This is a genomic window from Neobacillus mesonae, from assembly GCF_023715155.1.
GTDB classification, from domain to species: Bacteria; Bacillota; Bacilli; order Bacillales; family Cytobacillaceae; genus Neobacillus; species Neobacillus mesonae_A.
In genome coordinates, this window is sequence record NZ_JAMBNQ010000012.1 from 107,452 (window position 1) to 117,655 (window position 10,204).

At 35.8% G+C, this 10,204-nt stretch carries 14 protein-coding genes and 1 riboswitch; of the genes, 6 read left to right on the top strand and 8 right to left on the bottom strand.

All coding sequences use genetic code 11. The features are described from left to right. Positions 1-21: 21 nt before the first annotated feature. The gene (locus tag M3183_RS12650) at positions 22-1,500 is read right to left on the bottom strand and encodes an amino acid permease (RefSeq protein WP_251470162.1); all 1,479 of its coding nucleotides are present in this window, start codon (positions 1,498-1,500) and stop codon (positions 22-24) included. A gap of 100 nt (positions 1,501-1,600) precedes the next feature. Continuing rightward, positions 1,601-1,790, bottom strand: a riboswitch (Lysine riboswitch). A gap of 133 nt (positions 1,791-1,923) precedes the next feature. After that, on the bottom strand, positions 1,924-2,538 hold the full coding sequence (locus M3183_RS12655; protein WP_251470164.1) for a PH domain-containing protein: 615 nt from the start codon (positions 2,536-2,538) through the stop codon (positions 1,924-1,926). A 187-nt stretch (positions 2,539-2,725) separates the two neighbouring features. Between M3183_RS12655 and M3183_RS12660 the strand changes: the two genes are divergently transcribed. Beyond that, positions 2,726-3,694, top strand: coding sequence for a DMT family transporter (locus M3183_RS12660; RefSeq protein ID WP_251470166.1), 969 nt, complete (start codon positions 2,726-2,728; stop codon positions 3,692-3,694). Between the two features lie 36 nt (positions 3,695-3,730). Here M3183_RS12660 and M3183_RS12665 read toward each other — a convergent pair whose 3' ends face one another. The 3 genes from M3183_RS12665 to M3183_RS12675 all read right to left on the bottom strand — a co-directional run bounded on the left by M3183_RS12665 (position 3,731) and on the right by M3183_RS12675 (position 5,082). After that, complete coding sequence (locus M3183_RS12665) at positions 3,731-4,591, bottom strand: DUF421 domain-containing protein (RefSeq protein ID WP_251470168.1); 861 nt, start codon at positions 4,589-4,591, stop codon at positions 3,731-3,733. Positions 4,592-4,604: 13 nt separating this feature from the next. Then, positions 4,605-4,811: a DUF1657 domain-containing protein gene (locus tag M3183_RS12670; protein WP_251470170.1), complete on the bottom strand. Its 207-nt coding sequence runs from the start codon at positions 4,809-4,811 to the stop codon at positions 4,605-4,607. A gap of 67 nt (positions 4,812-4,878) precedes the next feature. Beyond that, entirely contained in the window at positions 4,879-5,082 is a 204-nt protein-coding gene (locus M3183_RS12675) for a DUF1657 domain-containing protein (protein ID WP_251470173.1), read from the bottom strand. 166 nt (positions 5,083-5,248) lie between these two features. Between M3183_RS12675 and M3183_RS12680 the strand changes: the two genes are divergently transcribed. From M3183_RS12680 to M3183_RS12690, 3 genes are all read left to right on the top strand, one after another. Continuing rightward, entirely contained in the window at positions 5,249-5,854 is a 606-nt protein-coding gene (locus tag M3183_RS12680; RefSeq protein ID WP_251470174.1) for a cation diffusion facilitator family transporter, read from the top strand. Positions 5,855-5,968: 114 nt separating this feature from the next. Then, complete coding sequence (locus M3183_RS12685; RefSeq protein ID WP_251470177.1) at positions 5,969-6,124, top strand: hypothetical protein; 156 nt, start codon at positions 5,969-5,971, stop codon at positions 6,122-6,124. Positions 6,125-6,300: 176 nt separating this feature from the next. Beyond that, positions 6,301-7,170 carry a YitT family protein gene (locus tag M3183_RS12690; RefSeq protein ID WP_251470198.1) on the top strand — a complete coding sequence of 290 codons (870 nt, stop codon included), beginning with the start codon at positions 6,301-6,303 and terminating at the stop codon, positions 7,168-7,170. 222 nt (positions 7,171-7,392) lie between these two features. On the opposite strand, the gene M3183_RS12695 is transcribed toward M3183_RS12690, so the two are convergent. The 3 genes from M3183_RS12695 to M3183_RS12705 form a co-directional block, all read right to left on the bottom strand. Beyond that, complete coding sequence (locus tag M3183_RS12695) at positions 7,393-7,644, bottom strand: sigma-G-dependent sporulation-specific acid-soluble spore protein CsgA (protein WP_251470179.1); 252 nt, start codon at positions 7,642-7,644, stop codon at positions 7,393-7,395. Positions 7,645-7,748: 104 nt separating this feature from the next. Continuing rightward, entirely contained in the window at positions 7,749-7,994 is a 246-nt protein-coding gene (locus M3183_RS12700; RefSeq protein ID WP_251470181.1) for a hypothetical protein, read from the bottom strand. 147 nt (positions 7,995-8,141) lie between these two features. Continuing rightward, a complete protein-coding gene (locus M3183_RS12705; RefSeq protein WP_251470183.1) occupies positions 8,142-8,852 on the bottom strand; it encodes a class I SAM-dependent methyltransferase in 711 nt (236 codons plus the stop codon). Between the two features lie 215 nt (positions 8,853-9,067). Between M3183_RS12705 and M3183_RS12710 the strand changes: the two genes are divergently transcribed. Continuing rightward, positions 9,068-9,637 (top strand): YkoP family protein, encoded by a 570-nt coding sequence (locus M3183_RS12710; RefSeq protein WP_251470184.1) that lies wholly within the window; start codon positions 9,068-9,070, stop codon positions 9,635-9,637. Positions 9,638-9,743: 106 nt separating this feature from the next. Then, the gene (locus M3183_RS12715) at positions 9,744-10,052 is read left to right on the top strand and encodes a hypothetical protein (protein ID WP_251470186.1); all 309 of its coding nucleotides are present in this window, start codon (positions 9,744-9,746) and stop codon (positions 10,050-10,052) included. Positions 10,053-10,204 lie beyond the last annotated feature (152 nt).

The window sequence follows — 10,204 nt, forward strand, 5'->3', positions numbered from 1 at the left end:
GCGTGTTGTTTTTTTAGGGGTTTAAACTTCTAAATCGCATTTATTCAATGGAACAATTTTCGTTTTTTTGATCATTTTATGTCCAATCCAAAGGATTAAGAAAAGTGGTAATCCAATATAGGATACTAATACTCCATTCCAATCAATTTTCACTCCAGTAAAGGCTGAGTAATTCTGTCCTAGTACAACAATGGCACAAATTGTAAAAGCAAAAAGAGGTCCAAATGGGAACAATTTTGCTTTATATGGCAATATGCTAAGATCTTTTCCTTGTGTTGTAAATGCCCTCCGGAAACGATAATGACAAACAGCAATTCCAAGCCAAGCTATAAAACCTGACATCCCTGATGCATTCAATAGCCACACATAAACGGTGCCGTCACCGAAAAACGAAGCTAGGAAGGCAAGTGTTCCAACCAAGGTAGTCACGATTAAAGCATTAACCGGTACCCCATTCTTATTTAGTTTACCAAGAAATTTAGGTGCTTTTCCTTCACGTGCCAAGTCCCAAAGCATCCTTGTTGATGCATACATACCGGAATTTCCTGCAGATAACACAGCTGTTAGAATGACAGCATTCATTAAAGACGCAGCAAAAGCGATTCCAGCCTTTTGAAAAACGAGTGTGAAAGGACTTACTGAGATATCTCCGTTGGCTAGGTTTTCATTTGTATAAGGAATCAAAAGTCCAATGACTAAGATAGCTAATACATAGAATAATAGAATCCGCCAAAACACTGATTTTACTGCACGCGGAATAGACTTGCTAGGATCCTCCGTTTCACCTGCAGCTACACCTAAAAGCTCTGTCCCCTGAAAAGAGAAACCTGCAGCCATGAAAATTCCAAGCATTGCCATAAATCCGCCGTGGAACGGGGCATCACCGATGGAAAAGTTTTTAAAACCAACCGCTTCTCCTCCCATAATCCCAAATATCATCAAAGTGCCGGTAATAATGAAGATGATTACCGTTACTACTTTAATTAAAGAAAACCAGTATTCTGCTTCCCCAAACCCTTTAACGGAAAGGTAATTTAGAAGGAACATTAATACTAAAAAGATGCCGCTCCATATATAAGAAGGTGAATGCGGAAACCAAAACTTCATAATCATTGTAACAGCAGAGAGTTCAGCAGCAATGGTAATGGCCCAGTTATACCAATAGTTCCAGCCAAGTGCAAAGCCTAAGGATGGATCTACAAATTTTGTAGCATAGGTACTGAAACTGCCGGCTACCGGCATGTACGCTGCCATTTCAGCTAAGCCTTGCATTAAGAAATACACCATAATCCCAATGATGATATAGGAAAGAATGGCCCCGCCAGGACCGGCACCATGAATGGCACCACCGCTGGCTAAAAATAATCCAGTACCAATTGTGCCGCCCAGAGAAATCATCGTTAGGTGGCGTGACTTTAAGCTCCGCCTTAGACCGGTTGTATCCTTATTCGGCGGTATCGAATTGTAGTCATTATTTTTTAGCGCGTTTGAAGATTGCATAACGAAGACTCCTTTTTATTTTGATAGGAAGGAGTTTGGAATAAAAAAATGCCACTGACGCAGATTCAGGTGGCATTGTCGATATCCCGCATCATACCTTCCGAAAGATAGCTCAACACGTGAAGATGGTAAGTCTAGACGTGACAGTTCTGTTCCTGTTCGGAGACAGCCCCAGCATACTTTTCAAGAGAAAAAAGCATGCTTCGGCAGTTTTTCCTTTCAAATGGAGTCTGGGATGTCTCTAAATCTCGTCCATTTTACTAATAAAAACCGCGACCTCTACCCCATCGGTTGATGAGGATTTTTATTGAATTATTATATTTATATAATATAATTCACAGTGATTAAAAGTCAATGGAAATTATATTCCAATCATTTATGTACTATGATAACCCCAAGGTTTGGGGTTATCTTGTGAAAAAATTAATTGTTTATATATTTTTCAAATACAAACCCGAAATCTTTCACACAATATTGTTTTTTGCTGTCTTCAAGCCATTGGAAAGCAGCCTGATTAAGCATTTTGAATTGAACAACTAAATTGCTGTCCTGACTAGATACACGTCCAAGAGTTGTTGAAGCAAGTTCAAGACTTTGCTTGGCAAACTGCAGGGAGATTTCATTTTCATGAGTGATTTCTGAAATTTTGATTAGTGCTTTATATAGATCCTTTATCTCTTCAATATGCTTTTTATGAACGTCAATAGAAAAAGGATGGGAACCGATTTTAAATTTTATTTCAACATCAAGGTCGACAGTTCCGGCTGTTTCAAGGTGGACATCGGAAATTTTGTTTGTTGAATAGCTGTATCGATAGAGCATTCTTTTTTTACTGGTTGCACTTGTGCCGTCAAGATGAATCAGAGCATTATTTGTAAAGCAGTATTCATCAGATTTAGATTTAATTAAAAAATAAATTTTTTCATTATCTTCATGCATTACATAATCATCGGCATCAACTTTATCATAATCTGCTGGTTTAATCACTGAGCCAATATCACTTAAGCCCAGCATATCTGCCGCAACTTTTCCAAACATTTTATCTACCTCACTTTGTATAAATTTCACCTTTCAATATACGTGCAGTTTTACCGAAAGATTCATATTCATTATAAATGATAATGTGATTGTCTTGTTAACAGGTAAAATAGAAATCTGATATACTAAGAACGTTACTCACCTATAGTTTTTACATTTTTCTGAGTACTTTTTTGGAGGAAAAATAATGCGGCCCATAATCATTGGTGTTTTTGCAGCATTCTTTTTTGCGGCAACATTTATTTTAAACAGATCTATGGATCTTGCAGGCGGAAGCTGGATTTGGAGTGCTTCTTTACGGTATGTTTTTATGCTTCCTTTTCTTATTGTCATTGTATTAGTTCGAAAAAATCTCCGGCCATTGTTTACAGAAATGAAAAAACGACCTGCTGCCTGGCTACTATGGAGCACTATTGGATTTGGTCTATTCTATGCTCCTCTTTGTTTCGCAGCTGGATACGCACCCGGCTGGCTGATTGCGGCAACATGGCAGATGACCATTATTTGTGGTTCGCTTCTTTCTCCATTATTCTATGTGACTGTAATGACAGAACATGGGCCAAAACAAGTAAAGGGGAAAATCCCTTTTAAAGGGCTTTTAATGTCACTAATTATTTTACTTGGAATCATTTTGATGCAAGTGCAGCAAACTACAGAGCTTTCGATTATTGCAATTTTATTAGGAATATTACCCGTAATTATCGCTTCATTTGCTTATCCGCTCGGAAACCGAAGAATGATGGATGTATGCGAGGGAAGGTTAGACGTATTTCAGCGGGTTTTAGGAATGACTTTAGCAAGTCTGCCTTTTTGGATCATTTTATCCATATATGGTTTGGTTACTGTAGGACCGCCAAGCACCAGCCAAACGGTTCAATCGAGTTTGGTAGCTATTTCCTCAGGTGTTATTGCAACGATATTATTTTTTCAAGCCACTGACCTTGTAAGAGGGAATATGCAAAAATTAGCGGCTGTTGAGGCAACACAGTCCATGGAAGTATTATTTGCTTTATTAGGCGAATTAATGCTGCTCCATTCTCCTGCACCAAAAGCTTTATCATGGATTGGAGTTGTTTTAGTAATGGGCGGTATGATTCTGCATAGTTATGTCTCCAATAAAAAAGGAGCCCCAATAGGCAAAAAAGAAAGTGCTTGACTTTAAAAAAATCCTTATCAATCGATAAGGATTTTTTTACCCATTAAGATAGGGAGTGAGTTTATCGATTTGTTCTTGCAGCACTTCAGCATTTTTCTTGTACATCGCTTTTGTTTTTTCACACTCTGTTGAAAGCGAAAAAATCTCTAAATCAGCCTGTGTCTTTTTCAATGATGCAAGTAATAATGGACGCTGCTGCGGCTGTGGAACTTGGATTTTGTCATCATAGAGATCAAGGGTCAATTCTCCATAGGAATCCACTTGGCCCAAAAAGACATTATCAAGAGTGGCATTCATTTTCTCTAGTTCTGTATAAAGCCACCCTCTGCTTTTTCCGCTCCACCTTAATGCGTCATCAAGTATTTTCCCATCCATAATGATCGTATATGGTTCTTTCTCGCTAGGCATTTTCATTTGCAAATCTTTTGGTGTTAATGGACGGTTTTCTTTTTTTAACAACACGCTTAGTTTTCCTTGAGGTTCTAAGACTGCGAATTCAACATCAGCAAGTTTAAAAACATTTTTTTCTCTAAGCAGGGACAATACATTATCAATCGTGTATTTTTCCTTTTTTAAATTTTCCTCTAATAGTTTCCCGTCCTTTATAATAACGGTTCCGCTGTCTTCCATAATATCACGGAACTTTTTACTTTTTAATGAAAAATAGTCTGATAAAAATGTAACAAGACCAAAAATAAGTACAGCTAATGTGCCTTGGAGATAATTTTTTTCCAAGCCTGTTACGACCTCACCAGCTATACTTCCAATGGTTATTCCAGAAACATATTCAAAGAAGGTAAGCTGAGAAATTTGTTTCTTACCGACAAGCTTTGTGATAAGGAATAAAAATAAAATAAAACTAACAGACCGAAGCAGTATTTCTATGTACCCATTCATCTATTTCACCTCATTAAGAGCCTTTATATTGTGGTTCTTGGCGCTCTAGTTCTAAGACACGATATTGCAGGTCTTTTTTAACTGTTTCGATCTTCATTGCGGCCTCATGAAAAACGGCTTGTGCTTCCCTATCTAATGAATTTAATGCTAAGGTAGATAATTGTGATTCAATTCCAGTAATTGTAACAAGGCATTGTTTAACATTTGAAGCAACTGTCATATTCCAGCCACCTTTCTTGAAAAGTTATGACATGAAAAATGGGTTGGCAAAATAGCCAACCATTTTGTTATTGATTATATTGTGGTTCTTCAGTTGTAATCTCTTGGAGGCGTGGTTCTACATTGTCAATAATGCTTTGAGTCTCCTGTGCAGCTTGTTGATAAAGCTGTTTTGCAGTTTTATTTTCTGTTTGAAGTGCAAATGTTTCAAATGAGGCCTGAGCACTTTTCAAACCAGCTATTGTTTGTTTTACTTGTGTACCAACAGTCATGATTGTTCCTTCTTTCATAATGAAATGATGTTACAAAGATAGTATGTGACGCCTTTTATTGCTTATGTATAGTAATGAAGTGTAAATGGATGAAAAACTTACCACATAATTTACAAAAAATGTTAAAATTATAGGGACAATTGTTATTGGGGGAGGGGAAATAGGTTTGCTCTTAATCAGGAAAAAGGATTCCACAGAAAAGAATTCCGTTATGCTTGCGGCTTACACTATTATTTTATATATAAGCAGTTTGTTCGTTCCGTTTGTCATTGTTGCATCGTTCCAAAGTTTAGTTTACTTTTCACGATCGCATTGGTTTTTTACTACACCACTATCTGCATATATTACATTCATGGCAGGTATGTTGTTTATTGCCATGATATTAACTATTTATCTTTTTCTAAAGCAAAAATGGGAAGGGACAAAATTAAAAATAATTACAAGCTTACTTGTGCTAATAAGTTTTCCAGTATTTTTTTTAAGTTTAACAAATTATTATTATCTAGATGATAAAGGTGTTCATTACAATTCATTAATAAGCCTAAATGAAGAAGAATACAGCTGGGATAGTGTAAATACTGTCCACATTGTGTACAAAAACCATCAAGGTATAGTGAGTAATTATCAGTATCATTTTGAAATGAAGAGCGGAGAAATAATCAAATTACCATATGATGATAAGCTTTCAGAAAATATTCGGCAGGTGGAAGAAAAAATAAAACAGTATAACATCACAGTGAAAGATAACTTTGATAATCCAATTATGAATTAATGAACTAGGCCTTTCAAGTCAGTATATGTCATTCTATAAAAAGGCTTTCGCCGGTTAACTGAATAGTAATAAAGGATTATTGAGAAAATATTTATAGAAGGGAGCTGACAAGTTATGCATAATCGCTTAAAAAAGCAAAACCCGACACTTGCGCCTGGGATGGATGACCAGGAAGAATTGGACCAAAGTGCAACACCTGAAGAAATTGAAAATGGAGAATATACTAGTGTTATCACACTTTCTTATGATGAAGTAGATCCAAGCAGGTAACCATAACGCCGCCCAAACTAATTTGGGTGGTTTTTTTAAAAAAAATGAGCAAAATTGTGTGAAAACTGGATTTATTTAGATATCCTATTATTAGGAATAAAAGTGAAAGGGGATAGATAATGCAGGAAACTCACGATTTAAATTTAATTGACAAGCAGGAGGCAATTGAGGTGGTGATGGAAAGAATTCAGCACCGCAAATTAACAAAGAAAAAAATTATTCAAAGGTTTTTTTTAATTACTATTGGTGCAAGTTTAATGGGGGTCGGCCTTGAAATATTCCTTGTACCAAATAATGTAATCGATGGTGGAATCACTGGTATTTCGATTATGCTTTCATATGTTACCAGTTGGAAATTAGGATTATTTTTATTTCTTCTCAATATCCCATTTTTCTTTTTAGGCTACAAACAAATTGGAAAAACCTTCGCTATCTCCACTCTTTATGGAATTATTGTATTATCCATTGCAACAACAGTACTTCATCCGGTTCCTGCCTTTACACAGGATATTCTTCTCGCATCTGTTTTTGGAGGAATTATACTTGGTATTGGAGTAGGGATGGTCATTCGCTACGGCGGTTCTTTAGATGGAACTGAAATCTTAGCGATATTGTTCAATAACAAACTCCCATTCTCAGTTGGGGAAATTATTATGTTTTTCAATTTATTTATTTTAGGAAGTGCAGGTTTTGTTTTCAGCTGGGATCGTGCGATGTATTCATTAATCGCATATTTTGTCGCTTACAAAACAATTGATATTACTATTACCGGACTTGATGAATCTAAATCTGTTTGGATAATTAGTGATAAGGCAATGGAAATTGGGGATGCCATTATGAACAGGCTGGGCCGCGGTGTAACATTTTTAAATGGAGAAGGTGCTTATTCAGGTGACCAGAAAAAGGTAATTTTCTGCGTAATCAACCGTTTGGAAGAAGCAAAATTAAAGGATATTGTTACAGATAATGACGAAAATGCCTTTTTAGCTGTTGCAGATATTGCTGAAGTTCGCGGTGGCAGATTTAAGAAAAAGGAAATTCATTAATAAGGAAATATCATTAGAAATAAGGTATTTGTCGATTGATAAATAAAATCCATGGATAATTTGTAATTATCAGAAAAAATATGTCGATATACCCATTTTGATTAATCGGCTTTTGTCGTACTTTGCGCTTACCTAGGAAATAAAACCTGCGGAAAAAAAGAATATTTCCAAGAAAGGTGAAAGTTTTTTTAAAAAAAGAGATGGCAGAATCATGCTGCCATCTTAAAATAATAATTCATATACCTCATTCAGTTCATAAACTCGCTTATCATCTTGAACCTCTTCGGCATACTGAAGTTCAGCGTGTAATATTTTATTTAAAAAATTTATTTCTTCCTGACTCAAACTCTTAACAAATTCACCCTCTGATTTAAAGTTTCCGTTCTTTAACTTTTGGTAAATCTGTATGCCTCCAGAACCGTCATCTGTATAATTTGATAAAGTTTCGCGTAGGTATCCTAATGTTTTATCCAAGGGCTCACCAATCCTTTTTCGTCTATTTTTCGATAGAAGGAGAATTTATATTCATAAGTGAACAGGGAATAATAAAAAAAGCAAGTATGAAACCATACCTGCTCTTACCAGAACAACGGAAATCCGATACCAAAGCCGACAAATGGGACAAAAATTGGCGGCCGCCAAAATGGTCCCCAAAATCCGTAGCCATATCCACCGTCACCAGAACCAGAATGGCTTAGCTCTTCAACTTCCAAACCATCTTTCCGGACTTTTGAAACTCTGCCTATTACCAATTTGCCTTCCTTGTTTTTAAAGCGAATCATCTCACCCTCTAAACGTTTGGCCATTTCATAATTAAGCTCCACTTTTCATTCCTCCATTCGCAGGTACTTGCTATAAAATATGAAGGGTGTCCACAGTATGACAGGGCGAATATCATTTTCTTGTCCATTTTTATAAAAAAATGAAGAAAAGCCTTTCATTTCAAATTTGAAAATCCGGGCTTTTCTTCATTATTTAGAACAAATGAAAATTCGATGACTTAAAATATCGTGATACTTTACAAGCATATTGCCATGCTCATTAAGGATACTAAAAAGCTCCGGTTCAAAATTCTGTGAAAAATTAAATTCCTGAGCTATATTTCCATCCGCTAGGTTTTGCTTTAGCATTTGGATTTTAATTTCTGTAAAACCGGTTTCTTTTAAGAGACGGACCCAATCACTTTCTAATAATAAGGAATCAATATTATAAAATTTCATTATTTCCAATGCTTCCTGTTGATTGAGTTTAGAATTAATGGTCATTTCATTTGCGATAAACCGGCCGCCATCCTTTAATACTCTATGGAATTCTTTTAATGCTTTCGGTTTATTTACAAACGCCAATACGGATTCACACAATACAAAATCAAAGGATTGATCCTGGAATGGGATTTCTTCGACAGAGCCCTGGATTAATTGAATTGGAATTTGCAGGCTTTGAAAACGTTTTTTTGCCTTTTCAATCATTATGGGATTTAACTCAAGACAAGAGATATTTGCTTTAAATTGGTTATATAAATATGCCGCTGTTTGCCCAGTACCGCAACCTGCATCCAAAACCTTAGAATTCTGATTGATATTTTCCTCTGACAGTAAACTTTTTGTTAATCCAATTCCACCAGGATGAGCTCCGCCAACACCAAATTTAGCTAAGAAATCAATATATGTTAAGCCGCCCATAGACACCACCCTAACATCTTTTTTGCATCTTATGAAATGAAATTAGGATAGGTGCCCTTACTACATAAATAATTTTAAATTGAGTTTGTTTTTTGTCTGTAAATGGCTATTTCACCGATTCATTTTTGACCTTCTTTTTCATATCTTATCATGACCATATTAAGATTTGGCCCTCATACATCAAAAGTGAGTGAAGGACATAAGGGGATGGAAAAATGACCATACGGTTAGCCATTATTTGGCTGTGGAAATTATTAGACCCAATATTTTATTTGTGTTCTCGTTTACATTATATAAATGATGAAAAAAACAATCGCTCCATATTTCGCGTCCGGCTTACAAGGTATAAAGGTAAACCCATTGTTCTTTCTGATGGCACAGAAATAGAGAGGAATGATTTGCTTTTAAAAATTCACTTGCATAATGTGAGACTTTTATTTGAAAGCTTAAAAATAAAAAATGATTTAAAAAAATCGAGGCATACTTACAAGCTGGTATTTCATTCTATGCCTGCACTTACAAGTTACCTAAGGGACCACCCGCAGGAAGCAAAAATTAAGGCGGTTATCGGCATAACCACACTAAATCGTGGTGTTCAATCATTAGGCTTTGAGTGCTTTTCCCCTAATAGTTTTTGGTATTGTTTTTTGAAGAAGCTTGGTCAGCTCCCCATTTTTTTGCTTTCAGGTACATCCCTTAAATATTTTCAAAAACACCAGTTAAACCTATTTATTTTTATCCAGGCAAATTCTTTACGAAAGATTTGGGCGAAAGTCTGGAAGTAACTAACAAGGCTTGCACTGTTTCCTACTTATACCCTAGTGAAAGAAGGAGAGATTAAACAATGGAAGGTTCTTTTCTCCTTCCTCATAAATGTAAAGAGGTGCTGACATGAAAAAAAATATAAAAAGAATGCCTTTTATCAAAATGTTTATGCCAAAGCGAAAGAATAAAGGGGCAGTCTGGGCATCACTTGCAGGAATAGGTATAGGTGCGGCTGTGTATGGAATGAAAAAGGGAAAATCAAAGGACATGGATCTTCCTAAATTTGGTACCATGAAAAATATTACTTCACCTATAAAAGATTCTGTTAAAAATATCGTCCCTAAAATGAATATTAACAACATGGATAATGCTGCTTTAACAGAATTTTCCGAGGATCTTTTACAAAATGCTTTAAACAACAATAAAAATAAGTAAGAAAAAAGTCCGCTTTAGCGGACTTTTCAGATTGTAGACAAAAGGCATTCCGAATATCCCCATTCGGGTGCCGTTTTCCATTTTTAAGCATTTTCTTGCTTGTTTTATCCTCAATCAGACCCCTCAGGGGTCAATTTTTATGCCATTTTTGG

Coding starts and splice junctions, on each gene's coding strand:
- M3183_RS12650 (WP_251470162.1), bottom strand. CDS start 1,500: ATGCAATCTTCAAACGCGCTAAAAAATAATGACTACAATTCGATACCG.
- M3183_RS12655 (WP_251470164.1), bottom strand. CDS start 2,538: ATGTTTGGAAAAGTTGCGGCAGATATGCTGGGCTTAAGTGATATTGGC.
- M3183_RS12660 (WP_251470166.1), top strand. CDS start 2,726: ATGCGGCCCATAATCATTGGTGTTTTTGCAGCATTCTTTTTTGCGGCA.
- M3183_RS12665 (WP_251470168.1), bottom strand. CDS start 4,591: ATGAATGGGTACATAGAAATACTGCTTCGGTCTGTTAGTTTTATTTTA.
- M3183_RS12670 (WP_251470170.1), bottom strand. CDS start 4,811: ATGACAGTTGCTTCAAATGTTAAACAATGCCTTGTTACAATTACTGGA.
- M3183_RS12675 (WP_251470173.1), bottom strand. CDS start 5,082: ATGACTGTTGGTACACAAGTAAAACAAACAATAGCTGGTTTGAAAAGT.
- M3183_RS12685 (WP_251470177.1), top strand. CDS start 5,969: ATGCATAATCGCTTAAAAAAGCAAAACCCGACACTTGCGCCTGGGATG.
- M3183_RS12690 (WP_251470198.1), top strand. CDS start 6,301: ATGGAAAGAATTCAGCACCGCAAATTAACAAAGAAAAAAATTATTCAA.
- M3183_RS12705 (WP_251470183.1), bottom strand. CDS start 8,852: ATGGGCGGCTTAACATATATTGATTTCTTAGCTAAATTTGGTGTTGGC.
- M3183_RS12710 (WP_251470184.1), top strand. CDS start 9,068: ATGACCATACGGTTAGCCATTATTTGGCTGTGGAAATTATTAGACCCA.
- M3183_RS12715 (WP_251470186.1), top strand. CDS start 9,744: ATGAAAAAAAATATAAAAAGAATGCCTTTTATCAAAATGTTTATGCCA.